General features: G+C 70.9%; 22 protein-coding genes. 8 read left to right on the forward strand and 14 right to left on the reverse strand.

Features of this window, described 5'->3' with window-relative positions:
• Positions 1-37: 37 nt before the first annotated feature.
• Positions 38-727 carry a response regulator gene (locus tag ACWD2L_RS31745; protein ID WP_351341158.1) on the reverse strand — a complete coding sequence of 230 codons (690 nt, stop codon included), beginning with the start codon at positions 725-727 and terminating at the stop codon, positions 38-40.
• Positions 728-882: 155 nt separating this feature from the next.
• Here ACWD2L_RS31745 and ACWD2L_RS31750 point away from each other — a divergent pair, with 155 nt between their 5' ends.
• Genes ACWD2L_RS31750 through ACWD2L_RS31765 form a run of 4 tightly spaced genes read left to right on the forward strand, consistent with a single transcriptional unit; the run spans position 883 to position 4,382 of the window.
• Positions 883-1,866 carry a Bug family tripartite tricarboxylate transporter substrate binding protein gene (locus ACWD2L_RS31750; protein ID WP_351341141.1) on the forward strand — a complete coding sequence of 328 codons (984 nt, stop codon included), beginning with the start codon at positions 883-885 and terminating at the stop codon, positions 1,864-1,866.
• A gap of 53 nt (positions 1,867-1,919) precedes the next feature.
• On the forward strand, positions 1,920-2,411 hold the full coding sequence (locus ACWD2L_RS31755; RefSeq protein WP_351341156.1) for a tripartite tricarboxylate transporter TctB family protein: 492 nt from the start codon (positions 1,920-1,922) through the stop codon (positions 2,409-2,411).
• 4 nt (positions 2,412-2,415) lie between these two features.
• On the forward strand, positions 2,416-3,924 hold the full coding sequence (locus tag ACWD2L_RS31760; protein WP_351341138.1) for a tripartite tricarboxylate transporter permease: 1,509 nt from the start codon (positions 2,416-2,418) through the stop codon (positions 3,922-3,924).
• Positions 3,921-4,382, forward strand: coding sequence for a GNAT family N-acetyltransferase (locus ACWD2L_RS31765; protein WP_351341135.1), 462 nt, complete (start codon positions 3,921-3,923; stop codon positions 4,380-4,382). The genes ACWD2L_RS31760 and ACWD2L_RS31765 overlap by 4 nt, the downstream gene beginning before the upstream one ends.
• 33 nt (positions 4,383-4,415) lie before the next feature.
• On the opposite strand, the gene ACWD2L_RS31770 is transcribed toward ACWD2L_RS31765, so the two are convergent.
• Entirely contained in the window at positions 4,416-4,553 is a 138-nt protein-coding gene (locus ACWD2L_RS31770; RefSeq protein WP_351341132.1) for a hypothetical protein, read from the reverse strand.
• A 108-nt stretch (positions 4,554-4,661) separates the two neighbouring features.
• Between ACWD2L_RS31770 and ACWD2L_RS31775 the strand changes: the two genes are divergently transcribed.
• Complete coding sequence (locus ACWD2L_RS31775; RefSeq protein WP_351341129.1) at positions 4,662-5,273, forward strand: class I SAM-dependent methyltransferase; 612 nt, start codon at positions 4,662-4,664, stop codon at positions 5,271-5,273.
• Here ACWD2L_RS31775 and ACWD2L_RS31780 read toward each other — a convergent pair.
• Complete coding sequence (locus ACWD2L_RS31780) at positions 5,266-5,781, reverse strand: DUF402 domain-containing protein (protein ID WP_351341126.1); 516 nt, start codon at positions 5,779-5,781, stop codon at positions 5,266-5,268. The two genes, ACWD2L_RS31775 and ACWD2L_RS31780, sit on opposite strands and share 8 nt — an antisense overlap.
• Positions 5,756-6,694 carry a GNAT family N-acetyltransferase gene (locus ACWD2L_RS31785; protein WP_351341123.1) on the reverse strand — a complete coding sequence of 313 codons (939 nt, stop codon included), beginning with the start codon at positions 6,692-6,694 and terminating at the stop codon, positions 5,756-5,758. The genes ACWD2L_RS31780 and ACWD2L_RS31785 overlap by 26 nt, the downstream gene beginning before the upstream one ends.
• 77 nt (positions 6,695-6,771) lie before the next feature.
• Here ACWD2L_RS31785 and ACWD2L_RS31790 point away from each other — a divergent pair, with 77 nt between their 5' ends.
• Complete coding sequence (locus ACWD2L_RS31790) at positions 6,772-7,137, forward strand: GntR family transcriptional regulator (RefSeq protein ID WP_351341153.1); 366 nt, start codon at positions 6,772-6,774, stop codon at positions 7,135-7,137.
• A 140-nt stretch (positions 7,138-7,277) separates the two neighbouring features.
• Here the strand turns inward: ACWD2L_RS31790 and ACWD2L_RS31795 are convergent, their stop codons facing one another.
• Complete coding sequence (locus ACWD2L_RS31795; RefSeq protein WP_351341120.1) at positions 7,278-8,372, reverse strand: DUF5925 domain-containing protein; 1,095 nt, start codon at positions 8,370-8,372, stop codon at positions 7,278-7,280.
• A gap of 173 nt (positions 8,373-8,545) precedes the next feature.
• Here ACWD2L_RS31795 and ACWD2L_RS31800 point away from each other — a divergent pair, with 173 nt between their 5' ends.
• A complete protein-coding gene (locus ACWD2L_RS31800) occupies positions 8,546-9,967 on the forward strand; it encodes a GH39 family glycosyl hydrolase (RefSeq protein ID WP_351341117.1) in 1,422 nt (473 codons plus the stop codon).
• A 132-nt stretch (positions 9,968-10,099) separates the two neighbouring features.
• Here the strand turns inward: ACWD2L_RS31800 and ACWD2L_RS31805 are convergent, their stop codons facing one another.
• From ACWD2L_RS31805 to ACWD2L_RS31825, 5 genes are all read right to left on the reverse strand, one after another.
• The gene (locus ACWD2L_RS31805) at positions 10,100-14,041 is read right to left on the reverse strand and encodes a lipopolysaccharide biosynthesis protein (protein ID WP_451192707.1); all 3,942 of its coding nucleotides are present in this window, start codon (positions 14,039-14,041) and stop codon (positions 10,100-10,102) included.
• Entirely contained in the window at positions 14,034-14,849 is an 816-nt protein-coding gene (locus ACWD2L_RS31810; RefSeq protein WP_351341150.1) for a polysaccharide deacetylase family protein, read from the reverse strand. The genes ACWD2L_RS31805 and ACWD2L_RS31810 overlap by 8 nt, the downstream gene beginning before the upstream one ends.
• Positions 14,850-14,893: 44 nt before the next feature.
• Positions 14,894-15,880 (reverse strand): glycosyltransferase family 2 protein, encoded by a 987-nt coding sequence (locus ACWD2L_RS31815; RefSeq protein ID WP_451192722.1) that lies wholly within the window; start codon positions 15,878-15,880, stop codon positions 14,894-14,896.
• Positions 15,881-15,963: 83 nt separating this feature from the next.
• On the reverse strand, positions 15,964-16,704 hold the full coding sequence (locus ACWD2L_RS31820; RefSeq protein ID WP_351341147.1) for a glycosyltransferase family 2 protein: 741 nt from the start codon (positions 16,702-16,704) through the stop codon (positions 15,964-15,966).
• Positions 16,705-17,193: 489 nt separating this feature from the next.
• Positions 17,194-17,604: a hypothetical protein gene (locus tag ACWD2L_RS31825; RefSeq protein WP_351341109.1), complete on the reverse strand. Its 411-nt coding sequence runs from the start codon at positions 17,602-17,604 to the stop codon at positions 17,194-17,196.
• 260 nt (positions 17,605-17,864) lie between these two features.
• Between ACWD2L_RS31825 and ACWD2L_RS31830 the strand changes: the two genes are divergently transcribed.
• Positions 17,865-18,674, forward strand: coding sequence for an SGNH/GDSL hydrolase family protein (locus ACWD2L_RS31830; protein WP_351341106.1), 810 nt, complete (start codon positions 17,865-17,867; stop codon positions 18,672-18,674).
• A gap of 20 nt (positions 18,675-18,694) precedes the next feature.
• Here the strand turns inward: ACWD2L_RS31830 and ACWD2L_RS31835 are convergent, their stop codons facing one another.
• From ACWD2L_RS31835 to ACWD2L_RS31850, 4 genes are all read right to left on the reverse strand, one after another.
• The gene (locus ACWD2L_RS31835) at positions 18,695-20,359 is read right to left on the reverse strand and encodes a serine/threonine-protein kinase (protein WP_351341103.1); all 1,665 of its coding nucleotides are present in this window, start codon (positions 20,357-20,359) and stop codon (positions 18,695-18,697) included.
• A gap of 49 nt (positions 20,360-20,408) precedes the next feature.
• Positions 20,409-22,001 (reverse strand): nickel transporter, encoded by a 1,593-nt coding sequence (locus ACWD2L_RS31840; RefSeq protein ID WP_351341100.1) that lies wholly within the window; start codon positions 21,999-22,001, stop codon positions 20,409-20,411.
• Entirely contained in the window at positions 21,998-23,356 is a 1,359-nt protein-coding gene (locus tag ACWD2L_RS31845) for a tetratricopeptide repeat protein (protein WP_351341097.1), read from the reverse strand. The genes ACWD2L_RS31840 and ACWD2L_RS31845 overlap by 4 nt, the downstream gene beginning before the upstream one ends.
• 109 nt (positions 23,357-23,465) lie before the next feature.
• Positions 23,466-25,139 carry a DUF4331 domain-containing protein gene (locus ACWD2L_RS31850; RefSeq protein ID WP_451192711.1) on the reverse strand — a complete coding sequence of 558 codons (1,674 nt, stop codon included), beginning with the start codon at positions 25,137-25,139 and terminating at the stop codon, positions 23,466-23,468.
• Positions 25,140-25,222 lie beyond the last annotated feature (83 nt).

The following is a 25,222-nucleotide window of genomic DNA, read 5'->3' on the forward strand; positions in this document are numbered from 1 at the left end:
TCTTTATGGCCCCCTTAAGACGCCACTCAGACTCCCCTCAGGACACCCACCGATACCGCCGCTCCGGCCGCCCCGTCCCGCCGTAGCGGAGCGTCACCCGCGCTCGGCCCGTTCCCGCGAAGAACTCCAGGTACCGGCGCGCGCTCACCCGCGACAGCGTGCCCGCCTCCTGGGCGCACTCCGTCGCCGAAAGCCCCGCCGGATGCGCGCGCAGCGTCCGCTCCACCAGATCCGCGGTGTGCGCCGCGAGCCCCTTCGGCAGCTCCCTCGAACCCGGCGGGCGGGCGCCGAAGATCCGGTCGACGTCCTCCTGACGCGCCTCGTCCAGATCGTCGAGGCGCGTCCGCAGCTCCGCCACATGCCTCAACTGCTCTTGCAGCGCCGCCTGGTTGAACGGCTTGATGAGGTAGTGCTGCGCCCCCGCCCGCAGCGCCGCCCGCACCACCTCCGCCTCCCGCGCCGCCGTGATGAACAGCGCGTCCACCGCGGTCCTGGCCGGATCCCGCTCCTCCGCCACCCTCAGCGCCCGCAACACCTCGATGCCGTCCATGTCCGGCAAGTACACGTCCAGGAGCACCAGATCGGGCCGCAGCGCCTCCGCGGCGCGCAGCGCCTCCGCGCCGCTGTGCGCCACCCCGGCCACCACGAACCCGTCCATCGCGGACACGCACCGGCTGTGCAGCTTCGCGACCATGAAGTCGTCGTCCACGATCAAGACCTTGATCAAGACCTTTGTCACTGGCGCAGAGTAGGTGCGCGACCACAAGGACCACAACGTCCGTTGCTTGCGGAAGGGAGACAGCTTGTTAACGCGTGGGCAACATGTGGGCCACCTCACAACCGCCCCACAGTCAAAACGAACCCAAGAAGTAGGTGGCACACGTGCGCCTGCGCACACCCCTCGCCCTGCTCGGGGCCGCGCTGCTCGTCCTGGTGGCGCCGCCGCTGCTCACCACGGGCAGCGGCGCCGACACCGGCACCCAGATCCCCGGCCTGCGCCTCATGGTCCCCAACACCCCCGGCGGCGGCTACGACATCACCGCGCGTACCGCCGCCAAGAACGCCGAGGACGCCGGACTCACCCACAACATCGAGGTGTTCAACCTGCCGGGCGCGGGCGGCACCGTCGGCCTGACCCGCCTCGTCGGCGAACACGGCAACGGCAAGCTGGCCATGTCCATGGGCCTCGGCGTCGTCGGCGCCGCCCGCTCCAACCACTCCCCGAAGACCCTCGCCGACACCACACCCATCGCCCGGCTCACCGAGGAGCCCGATGTCGTCGTGGTCGCGAAGGACTCCCCGTACAAGAACATCAAGCAGCTCATCGACGCCTGGAAGAAGAACCCCGGCAAGCTGCCCGTCGGCGGCGGCTCCTCGCCCGGCGGCCCCGACCACCTGGCGCCCATGCTGATGGCGCGCGCCGCCGGCATCCAGCCTAAAAAGGTCAACTACGTGCCCTTCGACGGCGGCGGCGAACTCCTCGCCTCCATCCTCGGCAACAAGGTCGCCTTCGGCGTCTCCGGCGTCGGCGAGTACCTCGACCAGATCAAGAGCGGCGAACTGCGCCTCCTCGCCGTCACGGGACCCGAGCGCGCCTCCGGCCTCGACGGACCCACCCTCAAGGAATCCGGCTACGACGTCGACTTCACCAACTGGCGCGGCATCGTCGCCCCGCCCGGCCTGTCCGGCACCCAGCGCGACAAACTCACCAACCTCGTACGGAAGTTGCACGCTTCCAAGGAGTGGAAGAAGTCGCTGAAGACGAACGGCTGGGACGACGCCTTCCTCGTCGGCGACAAATTCGGCACGTTCCTCGACGCCGAGGACAAGCGGGTCGTGTCCGTACTGAAGGAGCTGGGGCTGTGAATCCGGTAGAGCCTGTGACCGCCACCGACACCCGCCCCGATGAGGGCCCGCGCATGTCCTGGCTGCGCTCCCACTCCGAACTCGGCGTCTGCGTCCTGCTGTTGGCGCTCGGCATCCTCGTCCTCACCGACGCGCTCACCATGAACGTCGACATCGCACAGCGCGGGCCCGTCGGCCCGAAGACCGTGCCGATCGTCGTCGGCATCGGCCTCCTCGTCGTCGCCGTCCTGCTCGCCGTCGACGTACTGCGCGGCGGCAAGGGAGAGGCAGAGGCGGGCGAGGACGTCGACCTGGCCGAACCCGCCGACTGGCGCACCGTGCTGCTGCTCGCGGGCGTCTTCCTCGCCACCGCCGTGCTCATCGAGCCGCTCGGCTTCCCGCTCGCGGGCGCGCTGCTGTTCTGGGGCGCGGCGTACGCGCTCGGCAGCCGCCACCTCACCCGCGACCCCCTGATCGCCGCAGGACTCTCCCTCCTGACCTTCGTCCTCTTCAACAACCTGCTCGGCGTCCCCCTGCCGGGCGGCCCCTTGATGGGAGTGCTGTAACGCGATGGACGCCCTCAACTCCCTTCTCGACGGCTTCGGCACCGCCCTCACCCCCATCAACCTCCTCTGGGCGGCCATCGGCGTCCTGCTCGGCACCGCCATCGGCGTGCTGCCCGGCATCGGCCCCGCCATGGCCGTCGCCCTGCTCCTCCCGGTGACGTACGGACTCGAACCCACCGGCGCGTTCATCATGTTCGCGGGCATCTACTACGGCGCCATGTTCGGCGGCTCGACGACGTCCATCCTGTTGAACACGCCCGGCGAGAGCGCCGCCGTGGTCGCCGCCATGGAGGGCAACCCCATGGCGAAGTCCGGACGCGGCGCGCAGGCCCTCGCGGCCGCCGCCATCGGACACTTCGCGGGCGGCATGATCGGCACGATCCTCCTGGTCGCCCTCGCCCCGAAGGTCGCCTCGCTCGCCGTCGACATCGGCGCGCCCGACTACTTCGCCATCATGGTCCTCGCGTTCATCGCGGTGACCTCGGTCCTCGGCTCGTCCCGCGTACGCGGCCTCGCGTCCCTCCTCATCGGACTCACCATCGGCCTGGTCGGGTTGGACCAGATGACGGGCCAACAACGCCTCACCTTCGGCTCGTTGCAGCTCGCCGACGGCGTCGACGTCGTCATCGTCGCGGTCGGCCTCTTCGCCATCGGCGAGGCCCTGTGGGTGGCCGCCCACCTGCGCCGCACGAGCGGCGAGGCGATCCCCGTCGGCCGCCCCTGGCTCGGCGGTTCGGATGTGAAGCGCACCTGGAAGTCCTGGCTGCGCGGCCCCCTCATCGGCTTCCCGTTCGGCGCGATCCCCGCGGGCGGCGCCGAAATCCCCACGTTCCTCTCCTACGTCGCCGAGAAGCGCCTGTCCAAGCACAAGGACGAGTGGGGCAAGGGCGCCATCGAGGGCGTCGCGGGCCCGGAATCGGCGGCCTCCGCATCGGCGGCGGGCACCCTCGTCTCCATGCTCACCCTCGGCCTCCCGACGACCGCGGTCGCCGCGGTCATGCTCGCGGCCTTCCAGCAGTACGGAATCCAGCCGGGCCCGCTCCTCTTCGAACGCGAACCGGACCTGGTGTGGGGCCTCATCGCATCCCTCTTCGTCGGCATGGTGCTGCTGCTCGCCCTGAACCTCCCCCTGGCCCCCGTCTGGGCGAAGCTCCTGCGCATCCCCCGCCCGTACCTCTACGCCGGCATCCTCTTCTTCGCGGCGGTCGGCGCGTACGCGGTCGGCGGCGAGGCCATCGACCTCGTCATCCTGCTGGTCATTGGCCTCATCGGCTTCGGCATGCGCCGCTACGGACTGCCCGTGCTGCCCGCCGTCATCGGCGTCATCCTCGGCCCGAACGCCGAGCAACAGCTGCGCCGCGCCCTCCAGATCAGCGACGGCAGCGTCAGCGGCCTGGTCAACACGCCGTTCTCCGTGACGGTCTACGCGGTCGTCCTGCTCATCGTGGCGTGGCCGCTGCTGAAGAAGCTGGTGGTGCGCGGGAGGGGGAGTGACGTAGACAGGACGGCATGACCGACGAGAGCCGTGAACCCGTGATCCGCCGGGCGACGCCCGCCGACGTGCCCGCCGTCAAGGCGGTCACGGACGCGGCGTACCACCACTACATCGCCCGCATCGGCGTCGTACCGGCACCCATGGAGGCCGACCACGCGGCGAACGTGGCGGCGGGCCTGGTCCACGTCACGGGCGCCCCGGACGTGACCGGCCTGGTCGTGGTCGAGTCCCGCCCCGACCACCTCTTCCTCGACAGCATCGCGGTCCACCCCGACGCCCATGGGCAGGGGGTGGGGCGCCGCCTGCTCGCGTTCGTGGACGACCACGCACGCGTACTGGGGCTCCCCGAAGTACGGCTCTACACGAACGCCCTCATGTGGGAGAACCAGGAGCTGTACCCGCGCTACGGATACGAGGTCGTGGAGCGCCGCACGGACGGCCCCTACGACCGGGTCCACTACGTCAAGCGGCTGTGACTGCGCGTCTGAATGTCATACGACCGGCCCCGCTCACTCGTCCGGCCACCACGTCTTGCGGACGTCCTTGCGCACTTCGGGGCGTTCCTGCTTCACGTCGGCCGCGTCTTCGCGCAGCCGGCGCGTGATGGTGCTCGCCCCGGTCGGCTTGTGCATGGTCACTCGGCGCATGGTGCCTCCTGTACCTACACGGGCCCCAACGTGGTGCCGTTGTAGACCTGTTCCCGGAGCGTGGCCCTTCAAAGCGCAATTGTCAGTGGCGGATGTCACGGTGGGGCCATGACGACATTCGGGGGAACGGCTGACGGCGCGATCGACTGGGACGCGATGGCGGGTGATTTCGACGACGAACCCGACCATGGGCTGCAGGATCCCGAGGTGCGGGCCGCCTGGGCTTTTCGGCTTGCGGAGTGGCTGCCGGAGGGAGCCTGTGACGTGGTGGATCTCGGGTGCGGGACGGGCAGTCTGTCACTCCTCGCGGCCGAGCGGGGGCATCGCGTGACCGGGGTGGACAGCGCGCCGAGGATGCTGGACCTTGCCCGGCGCAAGCTCGCGGGGCGTGACACGGAGTTTCTCCTCGGGGACGCGGCGGAGCCGCCGGTGCGGGCGGGGGCGTACGACGTGGTGCTGGCGCGGCACGTGTTGTGGATGCTTCCCGATATCGGGGACGTGCTGAGGCGGTGGGTGGCGCTGCTCAGGCCCGGTGGGCGGCTCGTCCTGGTGGAGGGCGTGTGGGGTGAGGTGAGCCCGGTCGGGATATCGGCGGCGCGGTTGACGGAGGCGCTCGCGCCGCTCGTCGCGGATGTCCGGTGGGAGTCCCTGTCGGGGGACGCGCGGCTGTGGGGGCGGGAGGTCGTGGATGAGCGGTATGTGGTGGTCGCTGTTAAGTGAGTGGCTGGTGGGTGAGGAGGGTGGTGAACTCGCCCTGTTTGGCGAGGTGTTCGAGGTCGTCGAGGGCCCGGACCGCGTTCTGTGCGGCCTGCGGGTCCCGGTCGGTGAGACCGCTCTCGGCGAACTCGTCCTCGTCCAGGCGGATCACCTGGCTGCCGTCCGCCGACACCCACAGGTCGAGGTCCAGGTCCTCGGAGAGGATGTCGCCGTCGGGGGTGCGGACGGCGGGGCGAGTGACGTCGCAGTACCAGCCCTTCAGGGTGCCGTCGGCCGTGCGGACCTCTTTGATTGCGTACCAGCGGTCGCGCCAGTAGTGCTCGGTGAAGACGTCGCCGGGGGCGAACCGGACGAAGCCGAAGTCGCGTACGCCCTCGCCGGCCCAGTTGGCGCGGACCGTGACGTGGGCGCCGTCGTCGTGGAGGAGCCGGGCCGGGTAGGTGATCTTTGTGTGGCCCGCTTTGATCAGGCGGATCTGCACGCGGTCATGAGGTGGTGAGGGTGCGGGCATGGCGGATCTCCGTCGCGTCGAGGGTGTAGCCGAACCATTTGTTGATCGCGAGCATCGGTTCGTTTCCGGTGTCGTTGCCCGTGTACGCCACCGTGATGCCGGCGGCGCGGGCCCGGTGCAGGGAGTCGTTCTTGGCGAGTTTGGCGAGGCCGCGGCCGCGGTGGGCGCGGGCCGTGCCGGTCATGCCCGAGACGTAGCGGCCCTCGCCGTCGGTGAGCGCCGCCGTGAAAGCCGCAGGGGTGCCGTCCACGACGGCCACCGTCGTCAGCTCGTGGCTGAGGAGGGGGTGGCGCCATGTGTCGCGCAACCACTGCTCGTAGTCCGTGAGTTCGGCCTGGATGTCGCCCGGCTCGTCGACGGTGGCCGCCGCGTCCAGGTCGAAGAGGGGGCGGGGGTCGGCCGCGTAGGCGGAGGCGGTGCGCAACTCCACGTGGGGCGGGAGAGGTTGGCGGGGCGGGAGGTCGCCGGCCGTGAAGTCGAGGCGGAGGAAGTGGGCGCTGCGGCTCGCGCGGTAGCCGCGGGTGGCGGCCCAGGCCAGGTTGCGTGGGGCGTCCAGGGCCCAGCAGTGCACCTCCGTCGCGCCGTGCTGCGCGAGGTGTTCTTCGGCCGTGCGCAGCAGGAGGGTCCCGGCGCCGTGGCCCGTGTGCTCCGGATGTACGTATACGTTCGCGTAGCCCTGGCCCGGCTCCGGGCTGTCGTACGCGAGGCCCACCTGCGCGGTGCCGATCGCCTCGCCGTCGCCCGTCTGTGCGATCAGCTGGCGGTAGTGGGCGTCGGGGTGGGCGTGCGCGGCGTCGTACGCGACGGACGCGGGGGTCGCCAGCATGGCGGGGAGACAGGCTCGCCGGATGCGGGCGAAGGCATCGGTGTCGGCCGGGTCGTCCAGGCGCAGCGTGCGCACGATCACGGTCATGGGGGCGCACGCTACGCGCCGTGCGCTACCGGGTGCCTCTCATTTTCGGGGGCTGCGGGAGAATCGACCGCGTGACGATGAAGATCGATATCCGCATTGACGACAGCGCGGCGCCGTTCGAGCAGGTGCGGGCGCAGATCTCCGAGCTCGCGCGGTCGGGGGTGCTGCCCGTCGGGTACAAGCTGCCCACGGTGCGGGGGCTCGCCGAGGAGCTGGGGCTCGCGGCGAACACGGTGGCCAAGGCGTACAAGGCGCTGGACGCGGACGGGGTGATCGAGACGCGGGGGCGGAACGGCACGTTTGTCGCTGCCGCGGGGGATGCGGCGGAGCGGGAGGCCGTGGTGGCGGCGCAGGCGTACGCGGAGCGGGTTCGCCGCCTGGGCCTCTCGGAGGATGCGGCTCTGTCGGCGGCGCGGGACGCTGTGCGCGCGGCGTACGCGTAGGTGGAGCCCCTTGTCTCCCCGCCCCTTCCCGAAAGTCCTGCCGGACGGGCCTGCTCAATCGCCGCAGGGGCTATAAATGGCCCCGCCGGCGATTGAGGCGCGGGGTCCGGGGCGGAGCCCCGGGGCGTGGGGGGCGGGGCCTACAGGTACAACCCCGCCTCCGACCCACCCCGCGGATCCGGTACCTGGGTCGGAGACACTCCGCGGCGCAACGCGTACAGCTCCGCCAACGTCGCGCCCTCGCGGCTCACGCCCTCCTCCGATCCCAGCCAGTCGACCGACTCGCGGCGGGTCAGTGGGGAGACCTCGATGCGGGCCAGGCAGCGGCCGGGGCGGACCACCGCGGGGTGGAGGCGCTCCAGGTCCTCGTTGGTGGTGACGCCGACCAGGACGTTGCGGCCCTGGCCAAGGAGGCCGTCCGTCAGGTTCAGCAGACGGGAGAGCGCCTGGCCCGCCGTGTGCTTCGCCTCGCCGCGGATCAGCTCGTCGCAGTCCTCCAGGAGGAGCAGGCGCCAGCGCCCGTTCGCCGAGCCGTCGTCCTCGCCGATCGCGATGTCCATCAGGTAGCCGACGTCGGAGAAGAGCCGCTCCGGGTCCAGGACGCAGTCGACCTGGCACCAGTCCCGCCACGAGCGGGCCAGGGTGCGCAGGGCCGACGTCTTGCCCGTGCCCGGCGGGCCGTGCAGCAGGAGCAGGCGGCCCGCGATGTCCTCGGGGCGCGTCTTCATCAGCCCGTCCATCGCCTCGGCGACCGGTGCCGTGTAGTTGGCCCGCACCTCCTCCCACGTACCGGCCGAGATCTGGCGCGTCGTGCGGTGCGGGCCGCGGCGCGGTGACACGTACCAGAAGCCCATCGCCACGTTCTCCGGCTGCGGTTCCGGTTCGTCGGCCGCGCCGTCCGTTGCCTGCCCCAGGACCTTCTCCGCCAGCTCCGCCGTCGTCGCCGTCACGGTGACGTCCGCGCCCCTGCTCCATCGGGAGATGAGCAGCGTCCACCCGTCGCCCTCGGCGAGCGTCGCGCTGCGGTCGTCGTCGCGCGCGGAGCGCAGCACCCGGGCGTTCGGCGGCAGCAGCGTCGCGGCGGAGCGCACCCGGTCGATGTTCATCGCGTGCGAGTAGGGCTGCTCGCCCGTGGCGAAGCGGCCGAGGAACAGCGCGTCGACGACGTCGGAGGGCGAGTCGCTGTCGTCGACGCCCAGCCGGACCGGCAGCACATCGAATGGGTTCGCAGACATGCCGCCATGATCCGGCACGAACGGGTCTCCCGCACGCAATTTCCGCAGCGTGCCCCCTTCCTTGTACCGGCCGACACCGGCCGACACGCGCACCCCGGCTGTCGAACCTCGTTACGAGTCCGTGGCAACGGAGCTGGTCCTTCCACCAACTCCCCTCGTTACTCTTGTCCTTGATGGGACGTCATGGGTGGGAATCGGGGGCGCGGCGATGGCGGCTCATCGCCCTGCTCGGCGTGGGTATGGCCGTACTGGCCCTGGTGCTGACGGTGATCAGCACGCTTCCGGACGGCAAGCAGAGCACCGCGGGCACTACCACCGACGGTGACCGGGTGCACGGCACGCCCGGTGAGCCGCCGAAGGAGCTGGGGCCGCAGGTCGGTTGGGGGTTCACGCACACGCAGTTCTCCGCCGACGAGGGTTCGTCCGCCGCGACCGAGCGCGCGGAGAAGCTGCTGGGGGAGCGGCCGATGCCGCAGAACCAGCACATCATGGGCTGGGGTGCGAGCAACCCGGAGCCGGTGAAGGGGCGTTACCAGTTCGAGGAGATGGACCGGCGGATCGACTTCGTCCGCAAGTCCGGCGGCACGCCCGTGGTCACGCTGTGCTGCGCGCCCGACTGGATGAAGGGCGGCAAGGCGGGCGTCGGCAACACGGACTGGAGCAAGGCCAGCCTGGAGACCGCCCCGTCGCCCGAGCACTACAAGGACTACGCGAACCTCGCGGCGACGGTCGCCAAGCGGTACCCGTACGTCCGGCACTTCATCGTCTGGAACGAGTTCAAGGGCTTCTGGAACGACGACGCGGGCCGCTGGGACTACGAGGGGTACACGAAGCTCTACAACCTCGTCTACAAGGCGCTGAAGGGCGTTCGTAAGGACATCATGGTCGGTGGGCCCTATCTCGTCATGGACAGCCTCCATCCGCAGCAGACGGACGGCGGGTCCGATGCGGTCAAGGGGGCCTGGGGGCGGATGGACCAGCGGATCGTCGATGCCTTCGGCTACTGGAACAAGAACAAGACCGGCGCCGATTTCGTCGTTGTCGACGGGTCCAGTTATACGAACGACGACGAGCTGTTGCCGGACGAGTTCGCCGCCACCGACAAGTTCACCGACGTCAGTGAGTGGATCGAGCGACAGACCGACGGGCTGCCGTTGTGGTGGGCGGAGTACTACGTGGAGCCGGCCGACAGCCGGGACGAGCGGCAGGGCTGGAGCGAGTCGCACCGTGTCGCCGTGCAGGCCTCCGGGATGATCGCGATGGCCAGGGGCGGGGCGACGTCCGGGTTCTACTGGAACCCGGAGGACGAGAAGGGTGCGGGGTGCGCGGGTTGCCTGTGGCGGCCCACGGACCGGGCCTCCGGGGGGAGTGCGTTGCCGATGTACGGGTTGGTGTCGCGGTTCAACGAGGAGTTCGGGCCGGGGACGAGGTTTGAGCGGGTGGCGGTGGCCAGGGACGATGTGCCGAATGTGCGGGTGCTGGCGGATGACGATGCGGTGCTTGTTGTGAATACGTTGAAGCGTTCCATCAGCGCGAAGGTCGACGGCAAGCGGTTCGAGATGCGCGGGTACGAGGTGAAGTGGTTGCGGCGGTAGTTCCCCTGCGGTCGATGTGCGTTGCGGGCGCGGGGCTCTGCCCCGGACCCCGCTGGCTCTCGTCCGAAAGGCGGGGCTTGATTTTGCCGCACCGGGCTTGAAGGGCCTGCTCAAGCGCCGCGTGGGCTTGAATTACGTCAGGCCCATCGTTATGAAGCGTTGGATCAGGGATGCGAGGAGCACCGCGAGTAGAGGTAGTGAGAACCAGAAGGTGCTTTGGAGCCAGCGGAGTTGGCGGATGCTTGGGCGGAGTGCGACGCGGACCACCTCGCGTGCCGTGAGCAGCACGATCAGGGCGGCTGCCGCGAGTGCGCCCACCAGTGACCACGGTGTCCAGGTGATCTGCGGTCCGATCGGGCCCGGTTCGGCCTTCGCGACCTTGCCCGGTGGCTCCTTGCGCAGTTGGTACATGGTCACGTCCGCGTTGACGTAGACCTTCTTCAGCTCCTTGCGGCGGTCCAGGTTCTCGACGAGGCGTGTGGGCCAGGCCTTGGAGTAGCCGACGTCCATCTGGAGATAGACGACCTGGCTCTTGTTGAGCATCAGGTACGAGTTGGGGCCCGCGTCCTTGAGTGCCTTGACCAGGCCGCCGACGAGGACCGGGTCGACGGGCGCGAGCGTCGGGACGTAGTTGACCTTCTCCATGTCGCGGGCACCCCAAGGCAGCGCGGGCGTCACGTTGTTGACCGTGTCGTTGCTCATCCACAGGAGCCGTACGGTCGGGTCGTCGTGGGCGTAGACGTAGTCCATCGCGGCGACCTCGCCCGGCCGGATCCGCTCGAACGGCTCGTTGCCCCAGCGGGCCACCAGGAAGCCGCCCATGAGGATCAGGCCCACCATGAGCGCGGCCAGCGGGGCGAGGCTGATGCGGTCCTTGTCGCGTTCCTTCGCCGTGGCGCCGGTGCGCGGGAAGAGCGCGAGCCCGCAGAGGAGTGCGACGCCGGGCAGGGCGAACATAAAGACGCGCAGCGCCATCTCGCCGCCGTAGGACTGCATGCCGAAGCCCAGGAACGGGACGAAGGCCAGCACGATCAGCGAGCGCTCGCGGTACTTCCAGTCGCGGCGCCGCCACCAGCCGTAGCAGGCGAACGCCAGCACGGCGCCGGCGAGCAGCACGCGCGTGTAGAGGACGAGTTTGTGGGACGAACTGCCTTCCTGGATACGTCCGGAGACCGAGGACGTCACGTTGCCGCCGACGCCGCCGATCCCGCCGAACAGGTCGTTGAAGTGCCCCGACCAATACGGCTCGGCGAGGAAGCCGAGCCAGACGACGACGATGACGCCGAAGAGGAGGGGCAGGCCGCGCAGTTCGGACCTGCCGACCAGGACCAGGACCGCGAGGACGCCCAGCATCACGAACGGGGTCAGCTGGTGTGCCGGGACCGTCGCCGCGAACAGGGCGATCAGGACGACGAGCAGCACCGCGCGCTGCCGTCTGTCGGTCGGCGCGACCTCGGCCTCCCCGGGGCGCCGTTTCCCCCACAGCATGCGGGGCGCCCGGAAGTAGACCAGCAGGATCGCCACGAAGACCAGATAGAGGAGATACGTGAAGCCCTGCGGCGAGAAGTAGTCCTGACCCACCCAGCCGCTCAGGACGAAGATCCAGACGCTGGACCACTTGGCACGCCAGCTCGCCCGTATTGAGCGAAGGAGCAGGAACATCGGGGCGAGGTAGAGGAGTTGGATGGCCGTCGGCCACCAGCGGATCAGCTCGGTGAGGTCGTTGACGCCGCAGGCCTTCGCGAGGAACGCGGCCGCGGCGAAGAATCCGGGCCAGCTCCAGCGGGCGTCCAGGTCGGGGACCGCGGAGCCGGTGCGGTCGATGTAGTCCATGAAGCCCAGGTGCTGCCAGGCCGTCGCGAACCGCGGCTCCGCCTCGATGACCGCGGGCAGCGCGTGCAGCGACACGACGGTGGCGAGCAGCGTCAGCAACAGCAGGCGTTTGTGCGGGCGTTCGAGCCACAGGAGTGAGGCGAAGACGCCGATGAGCAGGGCCGCGCCGAGCAGTGTCACGGGGGGCAGGACGGAGATCAGGCCGAGCCCGCCCATCCGGTCCAGGTCGGCCTCGCCCATCCCGAGGACGGGCCCCCAGTAGAGCCCGACGGCCGCCACGAGGAGCAGCGCGAGGACGACGACGGTGGGGGTGAGTGGAGTGAGCCTTGTGAGCCCGGGCGGCTCCGCCGGTTTGGCGGTGGGTAGCGGGACGACCGGATCGGGCTCGGGCTCCGCGACCGGGCCGGGGACGGGGTCGGTTTCGGTCTCGGGCCCGGTTTCGGTCTCGGTTTCGGTCTCTGTTTCGAAGGCCAGGTCGACGGCCTCCGGGTACGGGTCGGGCTCGAGGAGCGAATCGTCCTCCCCGTGGATGTCGCTCGACGCCTGGGATGCGGAGGCGGAGGCGGGCCCGGAATCGGACCCGGAAGCGGGCGGGGGAGGGGACTTGGTCGCCCACGTGGGCATGTGTGTGCCGGCCGGTGGTGTCATCGGCCCCGGACGGACGTCGGGGCGGCGCTCCTGGTGGTCCAGGTTCAGCTGCACCGCGAGTTGCAGCGTGTCCGAGTCCATCGCGTCGCGCAGCGCCCACTTGGGGCTCTCCTCCGTGGCGGTCCGCGTCTTCGGCGTGCCCAGGTCGGCCAGGTCGCCGTCGGGTGGCGCGTCCTCGGGTGTCGGCGCGGCGGGAGCGGCGGCGCGCACCACACGCCACAGTTTCGGCGCGGCGATCGCCACGATCACGGTGAGCGAGGAGATCTCGGCGACGCCCGCGCCGGTGAGCCCCATCCGGGGCAGGAGCAGCAGCGTGAGGCCGAGCACGAGCAGGCACAACAGGCCCTGGAGCCAGGCGAGTCCGGAGGTCCGGCTCTGTGCGCGCAGCACCGCGAAGTACGTCTCCATGACGACTCGCAGCGCCGCCCCGACCGCGAACCAGCGCAGCAGCGGGGTCGCCGCGTCCGCGTAGTCGGCGCCGAACACATGAAGCACGTACGGGGCGAGGAGGAAGAGCAGGGCGCAGATCGGGAGCATGATGCGGGCCATGCGGCGCAGCGCGGCCCGGGTGTTGGCGGCGAGCTGCGCCGGGTCGTGCGAGCCCTCCACGGTCAGCGAGGCGCCCATGTTGATGGCCAGCAGGTTGACCGTGCCGCCGATCGTGGTCGCGATGTAGAAGTACGCGTTGTCCGCCGAGCTGACCTGCGAGGCGATGAGTACCGGAACCAGGTAGACGACGGCGAGCGAGAACAGCGAGCCCGTGTAGTCGCCCGCGAGGAACCGGCCCATCTCGCGCAGCTTGGGCGGTTCCGCCTTGCCGTCCGTCGCCGCGATGTGCCGCGGCACGAGCCGCCGGAACACGAGCAGGCCGAGCGGGACCACGGAGAACGCGATCGCGACGACCCACGAGACGAACACCCCGGTCGTCGCCAACGCGCCCGCGAACGCGACGAGCAGCCCCAGCTTCACCAGCGAGAACACCGTGTTGCCCACCGGCACCCACAGCGCGCTGCGCAGCCCGGTGAGCACCCCGTCCTGCAACGTGAGCAGCGACCAGGCGACGACGGCCGCGATGAAGCCCAGGCCGTTGAGCGTTCCGTGTAGGAAGCGGTACGAGGGCCCCCACACGTCGAGCGTGAGCAGGAAGATCAGCGCGGCGAATGAGACGACCGCCGAACTCCCCGCGTACGTACGGAAGATGAACCGTCCGGTCGCGCGCCCGGCGATCGGGATGAAGCGGGCGAGGGCCCCGGTCAGTGTCACGGCGGTGAGCCCCGCGAGGAACTTCATCGCCGCGATCGCCGCCGAGCCCTGACCGACCGCGTCCGCCGTGTAGTAGTGCGCCGCGGCCAGCCAGAAGCCGACGCCGAGCACGCCGGAGATGCCGGTGTTCAGCATCAGCGCATAGGCGTTCCGGAACAGCTGGCTCCCGCCCCCCGACCCGCCCATGCCGTCTTCTGTGCCCTTCTTGCCGCGCCCTATGCCGGGCAGGGGCAGCGGCAGCCTGAGCCGGCGTCCTGCGGGGGCCGGGGCTTCGGTGTCGGTCGTGGTGGCCGGGGTGCCCTGGGCGCGGGTGGTCGTCGTGTCAGACACGGGTACGTGGGCCCTTCTGGCGGAGCGTGCCGGGCATCAGGGCTGCCGCCCTGCGGCCGGCCTGCCGGGCTCTGCGGACCACGGCGTACCCCTTGGTGAGGGCGCGGTCCCCGGCGAAGGCGCGGCCGATGGCGCGGCCGTCGATGAGCCGCTCGAACTCGGTGACGTCGGTCGAGCGGCGCACGGTGACCCGCCGCAGGGCGTAGGGGCCCTGCGGGCGCCGGGCGAGCGCGTTGCCGACAGCGAGCGACTGGGCGAACCCGGCCGCGCGCACCGCCTGCCGCACCCGGCGGTCGGAGTGGCCGTACGGATACGCGAAGGAGACCGGTGGCAGGCCCAGCTCGCCGGAGACGATGTCCCGGCAGCGCAGCAGCTCGAACTCCAGGTCGGTGTCGTCGAGTTGGTCGAGCTGCGGATGCGTGTGGCTGTGTCCGCCGATCTCCACGCCCTGCCCGGCGAGCGCGCGCACCTGGCCCCAGTCGAGCATCGTGTCGAGCCCGCCCCCGGTGTCGTACGCGCCGCGCAACCACCCCGTAGAGACGAACAGGGTGGCTGCGAAGCCGTGCTTGGCGAGGCTCGGCAGGGCGTGTGTGTGGACACCTTCGTAACCGTCGTCGAAGGTGATCAGGACGGGCCGCTCCGGGAGCGCCCGGCTGCCGCCGCCGCGCCAGATCCCGGCGAGCTCGGCGGTGGTCAGCGGGGTGCAGCCGTGGTCGGCGAGCAGCTCCATCTGCTCGGCGAACTGGGCGGGTGAGACCGACAGTTGACGGGTCTCGGGATTCGGGTCGGAGGAGACGGCGTGGTACATGAGGATCGGTACGGACCCGCCGTCGGACCTCCGCTGCTGCACGCTCACGCTGCCGCCTCCGTTCTCCCGGATTCCTTCGCGGGCGCGTCGATCTCCGCCACGGTGAAGGTCGCGCCCGCGCCGCGCGCCCGCAAGGTGCCGAGCGCATAGCCCCCGGCCGCCGTCAGCACCCCGGCCACGATCGCCCCTGCGCGGCCCGCGCCGCCGGCCCGGCCGAGTGCGAAGTCCCGCACACCGCGCGCGGCTCCGGCCGGCAGCACTCGCGTCGAGTACGCGCGCTCCGTCTCAAGTCCCTTGTCGGCGCCGACACTTCGGGCGACCAGCGCCTTGGAGAGGCCCTCGGCGTAGGTGCGCGTACGGAAGTAGGCGAAGTGTTCGCGGGCGGCCGGCACCCGGTGGTGGATGACGGCCCGGTCGTCGATCAGGAGCACCGCGTCCGGTCTCGCCCGCGTGATCCGGATGCACAGCTCCGTCTCCTCGCAGCCCAGCGGGCGCTTGTCGCCGTCGCGGCCGATGCCGGTCGCGAAGCCGCCCGCGATGTCGAAGGCGCGGCGCCGGAACGAGGCGTTGCCGCCGAGCACGTTGCGCACCTCGACCTTGCCGCGCGGCAGGCCCTTGTACGAGCAGCCCACCACCCAGTCGAACTCCGCCGGGAACCAGAGGGGCCTGCGGCCCGAGGCCCAGATCGGTTCGGTGTGCCCGCCGACCGCGAGGACGCGCGGGTCGGCGTATCCGTCGGCGAACCAGTGCAGCCAGTCGCGCTCGGCGACGGCGTCGTCGTCCAGGAACGCGATGATGTCGCCGCGGGCGGTGGCGATCCCGGTGTTGCGTCCGGCGGACAGTCCGCGCGGGCCGGCGTTCGCCAGCACCCTCGTATCCGCCGCTCCCTCGAACTTCGCGGCGAGGCGCTCCAGCAGTACCGGGTTGTGGTCGACGACGAGGAGGGTCTCCAGGGAGGAGTACGACTGCTGCCGCACGGAGTCGACGGCGGCGAGGATGTCGGTCCAGCGGTCTTCGGTGTACACGCAGATGACGACCGAGAAGGTTGCGGCCTCGGGGCTCTGCCCCGGACCCCGCGCCTCAAACGCCGGCGGGGCCTGATTCGGACGCCCCGTCAAGACCCGTCCCCCCGAACCAGGTTGAGCCTCGGCGCAGCCGACCGGCGGCGGAGATCGCGCCGGTTGGAGCGCTCCCGCACGATCACCTTGAGCACGCGCAGCCCGTCCCGCACGGCCCGGAGGTTGCTCGCGCCGTGGATCCGGAGGTACTCGTGGCTCGGGATCTCCTGGACCTTCAGGCCCGCCTTGACGACCCGGATGTTCATCAGGGTCTCCACTTCGAACCCGGTGCAGTCGAGGTCGATCTCGTCGAGGCAGTGCCGCCAGAACGCGTTGTACCCATAGCAGAGGTCGGTGTAGCGGGCCCCGAACTTCGCGTTGACGGTCGAGCACAGCGCCCAGTTGCCGAGCTTGCGGATGGGCGTCATGTCGTCCGTGCCGCCGCCGTTGGCGAACCGCGAGCCCTTGGCGAAGTCGGCGCCGGAGACGAGCGCGGAGACGTAGGAGACGATCTCCTGGCCGTCGGCGGAGCCGTCCGCGTCGACCATCACGATGATGTCGCCCGAGCAGGCCTTGAAGCCGGTGATCAGGGCATCCCCCTTGCCCTTTCCGCGCTGCGGTACGACCACGACTTCGGGCCACAATTCTCTGGCCACTTCCACGGTGTTGTCGGTGGAATTGCCGTCCACCAGGACGACTTCGTGGATCCAGTCGGGAAGGGTCTTGAAGACGTACGGAAGATTCTCCGCCTCGTTCATGGCCGGAATGACCACGCTGACCCGCGGCGCGATCGCCATGTGCGTGGAGATGGCCCGGTAACGGGCGGGAATTCGGCCTTCCGGTGGTGTCCCCTCGGGTATCACCGGAGGCACAACGGAACTGCTCATGAGTCTGGTCCCTCTCGTCCGGTGGACCGCCCGCCCCCGGGCGGTCCGGCTTCGTGTCCGGTTCGAAAGGGGGGTTGTCACCCCGTGCGGCCACGCCGGAAGAGCTCTCCGTGCAGGCCGGGTGAGCTGGCATTGCACACCGGTTTGTCGGACCGGTCGCGCGGCACGCGACCCGGCGACCCAGGACGCCGAAGCGAGCGGCTCACCGGAACGCGGCACCCCCCTGCCGCGCCCCGCTCCGGACCTTCGCGACCTCGGTCCCTCCCCTAGATCGCATTTACTGCTGGTCCGATGCGGGTGGATGTACGACGGTATTGATGATTGAGACTGTATGGCAAGACCTGGAACGAGGCCTCACGTTTTTATTGTTTTGGCCATTCCCTTAACTTGCGTCCCCTCTTAGTGGATTTTCCCGATCCGTTTACGAATCTCCTGGCCTGCGCCCCCACGCAGTCGCCGGACGATCCATTGCACAAGAAAAGCGGAAGCGCTGAGTACCGCCACGGTGAGCACCCCGCCGGTCACCGACCAGCAGTGCACGGCGAGCATGCCCTGGGCGATCAGCATGACGACCGCGACCGCGCCGGCCGTCGAGGTGAGCGCGCGGGCCCACGGGTCGAGACCGCGCAGGGCGGCCGCGAAGGCGGCGCCGGGCGCGGCGAGCAGGAAGAAGAGCGCGAGTGGTCCGCGCAGCGGGGATCCGGCGTGCGAGAGCGCGAGGACGAGACCCGCGCCTCCCGCGACGAAGCCCGCCCCCGCGAGCAGATATGTGCCGTCCGATGAAGACGGCTTGATGCCGATGGTCTGCATTGGCGACTTTGCCCCCTGAAGCGCCGGATGCCGGGCTTCAATGTGACGCAGTCGGCGGGGCGGCGTCAAGGACGCGGCAGGGGTGACTCGGGGGGGCGGTGCGGGAGCGGAGCGGGAGCAACTACGGACCCCTGGAGTCCAGTTGGGTGGCGCTCTACGGGCGTAGCGCCGGTGAGCTGAGGGTATGTCATATCACTGGCATGAACCTGCAACAACGGCGGTCAGCAGAGACCCTGCTGATCCTGCTAAAGGGAGGTTCCATGAGATCTTTCCGGATTGCGGCCCACGTCTCCTCTTTCGTCCTTGCCGCGGTGGCAGCCCTGACCGGGGCGACGGCCGCGCAAGCCTCCGACTCCGCCGCCGCCACGGGCTATGTGGCCCTTGGCGACTCCTACTCCTCCGGCGTCGGCGCCGGCGGCTACGACGCCGGCAGCGGCGACTGCAAGCGCTCCACGAAGGCGTACCCCGCCTTGTGGGCGGCCGCCCACTCACCCTCAAGCTTTAATTTCACCGCTTGCTCGGGCGCTCGTACGGGTGACGTCATCGCCAATCAGCTCGGCCCGCTCGGCGCGGGCACCGGACTCGTGTCCCTCTCGATCGGCGGCAACGACGCGGGCTTCGCCGACGTCATGACGACCTGCATCCTGTACTCCGAGTCGACGTGCCTGAACCGCGTCAACGAGGCCCGCGCGTACGTCACTTCGACGCTGCCGAGCAAACTCTCCGACGTCTACTCGGCGATCAGCACGAAGGCGCCCGCCGCCCGCGTGGTGGTGCTCGGCTACCCCCGCTTCTACAAGCTCAGCGGCAGCTGCGTGGCGGGCCTCTCCGAGAGCGAGCGGTCGGCCATCAACGGCGCCGCTGACCTCCTCAACTCCACCATCAAGCAGAACGCCGCGACCCGGGGCTTCGCCTTCGGCGACGTGACCAGCACCTTCTCCGGGCACGAGATCTGCTCCGGCGCCGCGTGGCTGCACAGCGTCAACTGGTCGAACATCGGCGAGTCCTACCACCCCACGGCCACCGGACAGTCGAGCGGCTACCTGCCCGTGTTCGCCTCCGCCGCGTAACCGATCCCGGTACGCGGACCTCAGTACGTAGGTGAACCGGTGGTGGCCCCGCTCGTCGGGGTCACCACCTTGCACGTGATCGCGTACGAGACGTAGTTGGACGTCACCGCCACCGGGCTGCGCACCTCGACGCCGATCTGGCCGCGCAGCGTCCCGCCCGCCTCGTAGCGCGTCTGCGTGGTGGTGACCGTACGGGCCTTGTTCGCTGCGCCCTTGGGGACGGTCAGCGTCTTCCAGCCGGGGTCCGATGCCGTGCCGCCCCTCACCACCCAGCGGTACTGCACGGAGGCCGGGGCGCGGCCAACCGTGATCGTCGCGGCGAACGCGGGGGCGGCCGCGGCCGGCGGCGGGCACGGGCCCGAGTAACTGCCGCGCACCGCACGGACGTTGACCTTGACGGACTGGGCTGGGGCGGTCGTGTGGCCGTTGCTGCCGGAGTCGCCGTTGCCGCCGTTTCCTCCATTGGTGGAGCCGCCGCTGCCGTTGTTGTCGCCCGTCGTTCCGCCGCCGTTGTCGCCCCCACTGCCGCCGCTGTTGCCGCCCGAGGTGCTCCCGCTGTTCCCGCCCCCGGATGTGCCGCCCCCGCTGTTCGTGTTCCCGTTCGGGTTCGAATCGCGGTTGAGCAGGGCGTACGTGAGTCCTCCGATGGCGAGGAGGAGGACCACGATGCCCGCGATCATGGCCATCGATGCGCGGCGGGGGTATCGGGAGTCGGGATCGGCGCGGACCGGGGCCGTGGTGGCCGTCTGCGGGGCGCCCATCGGGAGCGGGGCCGGAGGTGTGTGCGCGGGCGTCTGCCACGACGTCACCGTCGGCTGCGCGGCGAGCGGGGAGGCCTGCACCGGGCCCGCCCACAGGGTGCCGCCCGAACCGACGATGCGCAGGTCCCCCTCGGCCTCGGACGCAGGGGTCCGCTCGGCCGGATCCTTGCGCAGCAGGCCCTCGATCACGGGCGCCAGCGGCCCCGCGCGGCGCGGCGGCGGCAACTCCTCGTCCACGATGGCCCGCAGCGTGCTCAGCGGGGTGTCCTGCCGGAACGGCGAGTGCCCCTCCACGGACGCGTACAGCAGTACACCGAGCGACCACAGGTCCGACTCGGGACCCGGGGTTCGCCCCAACGCCCGTTCCGGGGCAAGGAATTCGGGCGAGCCGATGACCTCGCCCGTCATGGTGAGTGCCTGCGTCCCCTCGACCATGGCGATGCCGAAGTCGGTGAGCACCACCCTGCCGTCGTTCGACAGGAGGACGTTGGCGGGCTTCACGTCGCGGTGCAGCACGCCCACGCCGTGGGCGGCGCGCAGCGCGGCGAGTACCTCGGCGGCGACGTGCGCGGCGCGCGCCGGGGACATCGGGCCCTCCGCGTCCAACTGCTCGGCGAGCGAGACGCCGCGGACCAACTCCATGACGATCCAAGGGCGTTGCTCCTCGGTGGCCACGTCGTACACCGTCACCACGTTGCGGTGGCTGATCCGCGCCGACGCCCACGCCTCCCGCTCCAGGCGCGCGTACATCCGCTGTACCTCGGCGTCCGGGAGCCCGGCGGGCGCGCGCACCTCCTTCACGGCGACCTCGCGCCCGAGCACCTCGTCGCGGGCCCGCCACACGGTGCCCATGCCGCCCTCGCCGAGGGGGTCGAGCAGCCGGTACCGTCCGGCGACCACACGCTCAACCACGGGCGCCCCCATTCGTGGGAAGACAAGCAAGCGCGGCACGACAAGTCTGAACAAAAGTAGCTCAACCGAGCGCGGTTGCCGCCCCCCTGAACACCAATCCGCAGCCGAGGGCCACCACGACGAAGGCCGATCCGAACGGCACCGCGCGGCTCAGTGCACGGCGTACGAACGCGGCGAGCGGGCCGCGTCCGGGCCGAGACAGAGGGAGTATCGCGAAGCGATTCCGGTAAGGGCGGTGGTGGGAGACGGGAGGGCCGGTGAGGGACTGCGCGATCCGGCCGCCGATCCGCACCACCGTGAAGCCGACGGCGGTGAGGGTGAGCGCGAGCCCGGCACCGTAACCGAACACGAGCAGCAGGCCGAACCACGCCTTGCCGAGCGCGGCGGCGCCGACGAGCACGACGACGGCCGAAGGGCTGGGGACGAGACCTCCGGCGAAACCGAGGAACAGGGTGCCGCGGAGGGTGGGTTGAGGCATCGGGTGCGTGTGGCCGTGGTGGTGATCGTGGCCGAGCCCGTGGTCATACGTGTGCGCGTGCTCGTGGTCATGCGTGTGTGCCCGTGCCGCCGAGCGGTGGCGCCACGCCCTGCGGAGCAGGCCCACCCCCGCCGCCGTGACCAGTACACCGCTCGCCAGGCCCAACCAGGCGATCACCGAGGGCGCGGCGGCGGAGCCGGCCGTGACGAGGATGCCCAGGGCGATCACGCCGAGCGTGTGCGTGACCGTCACCGACGCGGCGAGCGGCAGCACGTCCCGCAACCTCGCCCGGCTGCGGGCCGCCGCGGCCGCCGCCATCAGGGTCTTCCCGTGGCCGGGCGCGAGCGCGTGCAGCGCGCCGAGGAACAGTGCGATGCCGAGGGCCAACGCCGCGAAGCCGGGGCCGAGTTCGTGCCGTGACACCAGTCCGGTGAGAGCCTCGGTCCAGCGGTCGGCGCCGCGGGGGAGGATCTCGGAGCGGGTCGCGCCACTGCTCGCGTCAGCGCCCGAGCCCGAGCCGGTGGCCGCCGGGCCGCCGGGAACGGCCGTGACCCGGGCAGAGGTCCGGTCCGGGGGAGAGGACAGCAGATCCTTCGGGTAGCGCGTCAGCCGCTCCGACGTCGACGTCGTGGGCACGTTCGACGCCGTCAGCGTCATCCGGTCGCCGCGCGCCGTGATCTCGCGCCACCCCGGGCCCTCGGCGGCGCCGGTGCGCAGCTCGACGCGTACCTTCTCGCCGTGCTTGCCGCGCGGCAGCGGCGCGGTGAACGCGCACTCCACGCGCAGCGTCCTGAGGCCCGCCTGGCCGGGGCGCAGCACCGCGTCGGCCGTACGCACGTCAAGGGCGGCCCGCCGCCCGTCGACGTCGGCCTCGGCGCGCTCCGCGGCGCTCGCGCAGCGCTCCTTCGCCCACGCCGCCCGCCCCCGCGCGTCGAGTTCGGGCCGCACCTGCTGCGTCGGAATCTCCGCCAGGTCCTCCACGTGCTCGACGCGCAGGCCACCGGGGGCGACGAGCAGACCGTCGTAGTGGTTGACGGTGAAGTTCCCGAGCGGGTGGGCGGCGGCCTGCGGGGAGCCGGCCAGGAGGAGCCCGGCCGTGGCGGCGGCGAGGACCGCGGGCAGGGCGACGTATCGCTTCCAGCGCCCGTTGTGCTGTATATGCCGTATGCGGCTCATCGCCCCGCCCCCTTCCCCGTCGCCCCGGCCAGCGCCGCACGTGCCGCCTTCGCGCCCAGTGGCGAGAAACCGGGGTTGCGGTCCAGCGCCTCGCGCAGCAGCTCGCGGCCCTTGGGCCGGTCGCCCGCGGCCAGTTCGATGACGCCTCGGTGGTAGAGGAACGCGGCCTCGCCGAAGCCGGTGGCCGTGGCCCGCCGCGCGTACGGCAACGCCTCCTTGTCGTGGCCGCCCACGTGCAGCGCCCACGCGAGCGCGTCCGCCGTGTGCACGGTGTGCCGGCGCTGCCACTCGGCGCGCGCCGCCTTGAGGCCCGCGGCCCGGTCGCCGTGCTCCGTCGAGGCGAGCGCCGTGTCCAGGTCGACGTCGACGCCGCCCGCGCGCGCGAGCCGCAGCCAGGTGCCGACGAGGGCGTACTGGCGCTTCGCCGCCTTGTCCTCGCCGCGCGCCTCGTAGAGCTCGCCGAGCTCCACCAGCGCGGTCGGCAGCGGGGCGCGCGCGACGACGGCCTTCAGGTCACGGATCGCGTCCGCGGTGTTCCCGCTCGCGGCCCGCGCCTTGCTGCGTCCCTCCAGGGCGGCGACGGCGGTCGGGTCCGCGCGCAGGGCTGTCGCGTAGTGCCGCAGGGCGGCCTTGTACTCGCCCTGGCGCCAGGCGAGTTGGCCGAGGGCGGTGGCCACGTACGACACGTCGCCGGGGGATGTGGCGCTGGTGAGGGCCCGGGAGAGGACCTTGTGGGCGGTCGTGGCGTCGCCGCGCAACTCATGTACGTATGCGAAGCGGGTGAAGGTTGGGATGCCGGGTCGGCGCGAGTCCGCGACGTCGACCGCCTTCAACGCACCCTTGTAGTCGCCGAGTTCGACGAGTGCGTCGACGCGCAGCGCCAGCGCGGCCTCGCTGTACGGGTTGACCTTCAGGGCCCTGCGTGTGAGGCGCAGTGCGCCGTCGAAGTCGTGCCGGGCCGCGGCGAGTGCGGCCTGCCCGGCGAGCGCCGGGTCGTTGCCGGGGCGCAGCTTCAGGGAGCGGGCCAGGGCGCGCTCGGCCTGCGGGTAGCGGGACGGGTCCGCGCTCACCCGCGCCTGTTCGACGTACGCCGTGCCGAGCGACGCCCACGACGCGTCGTCCCTGGGCCGGGCCTTCAGGTGCTTCTGCAGCTCGGAGACGCCCCGGTCGAGGTCGCCCGATGCGAGCCGGGCCGGTGCCGGGTTCGGGGCGGTGCCCGTGGTCACGGCCTTCGGCGGCGAGCCGTCGTCGGTGACCAGGGCGCCCGCGGTGAGGGCGAGGGCGAGCGCGGCGCCCAGGGCGAGCAGCCGCCCGAGCCCCGACGCCCCTGACCCCTTGCCGGACAAGGCCTGCATGCGCGCTCCTTGGGACGAATTCCGAGAGATGGAGATACGGATGTGCGAGTGGGAGGCGCGGCCCGCGGTGGAGGATCAAGCACGCGGGCCGCGCCGTTCCGGGGACGGCTCACATGGAGTACGGCGGGCCGAACCCGGCGCGCCGCCTGCTCCGGCTGCGCCACCACACGAGCCCGGTGCCGATCAGCAGGAAGCCGGCGCCGGCCGCCGCGATGGACGCCGTCACGAGCGTGTTGTCGTCGCCGGAGCCCGAGGACACCGAGCTGCCGGTGAGCTGGTCGCGGACCTCGGTGTCGCTCTGCGACTTGCTCTTGGCGAGCGGGCCGCGCGAACCCTCCGTGGGCAGCGCCACGTACGGGAACGACGAATCGAACTTCTTGTCGTTGGCGTCGACGGCGTCGCCCAGGTCGTTCTTCTTGCCGAGGAGTTCGCCCTCGACGACCTGCAGCTCGGCGTCCACGACGTCATCGGAGAGCCGGCGCCCGTTCGGGAAGCCCGCCTTGTCGCCCTCGAGGACGCCGAGACGCTTCGGTGAACTCGTGGGTGGAATCGACGTGTTGAGGCGCAACATCTCCGAGGGGTGCACGCCCGGCGGCTGGTTGAGGCCCTTCACGCCCTTCAGGAAGACGTCCACCAGGTCGTTGCGCGGCGTCTTCGGAGCCTTGATCTTGTAGATCGACTCGATGAGCCTGGGCAGCTCGGGCTCGGTCACGAACGGCAGGAACTGGCTGTCGTTCCACGGCGCGGACGCGTTGAAGCGGTCCTTGACCTTCTGCGGGTTCACCACCTCGTTGACCAGCGGGCTGCCGAGCCTGGACACCTGCGTCCAGTCGCCCTTCGCGTCCTTGCGGGAGGTCGTCGACCACACGCCGATGGTCGGCTGGTCCTTCGACTCCGTGAGGAACGCGGTGGGCACCTGGAGGGCGACCGTGTTCACGTTGTAGCCCTTGAGCGTGTCCCGGCCGACCTCCGAGAGGTTCCCGCCGTACAGCAGGTCGAAGACGCGCAGGTCGAGGAAGAAGGGGTCGTCGGCCTGGCCCACGTACGAGGTGACGCCGCCGCCGACCTTCTTCACCGCCTGGTCGCGCAGCTTCTTGTAGTCGGGCATCGACGCCTTGCCGACGTTCGACGGCGCCACCGGGGCGTCGTCGGCGATCTTCGACTTCGAGACGATCTTCTGGTCCTTGAGGCGCAGCAGATCGATGTCGTAGGTCTGCGTGACGTTCAGGTTCGGGTCGTCGAGGCTGTTCACCGGGCCGGTGTTGTAGAGGAACGTGTTCCCGTTCTTGGTCCGGGTCTTGAACGTCCACCGGTACAGCAGATCGCCCTGCGCGTCGCCGTCGCTGTCGATGTGCAGGTCGTAGTGGGCATCCTCGGGGAACGGGTAGAAGTTCGGGCCGCCCGCGGGCTCCTCGAAGGGGGTCCAGTTGGCCACCAGGGTCGTGGTGTCCGGCTTGTCGGGGCTCACGAACGCGTACACGTCCGTGTTGTCGTACTGGGGCTGGCCCGAGATCAGTGGCGCCTCGCGGTGGCTGGAGGCCTCGGCCCGCTGCGGGCCGACACCGGTCGCGCCGGCGGCCGTGAGACCGCCCACGGCGAGGCCGCCGCAGACCAGGAGCGCCAGGGCGGGCTTCTGCCCCCGGCGCCGTATCCGCACGCGCGCAGTGCCGCGTGCCGTGTCTGGGCTTGCCGAAGCCGGTGCTTTCGATGGCTTCGCTGACTGAGAGGTCATGGGTCCGTCCTCACGCGGTCCGTGCACGAAGTGCGGTTGACGCCAAGCCATTCGGCGCGCCGCGCCCGGCGGATTGGTCGACCGCGAATTGGGTGCCGGACCCCTGTCCGCCCGTACTTCCTTCACGAAACTTC

Source organism: Streptomyces sp. NPDC002754, assembly GCF_053592315.1.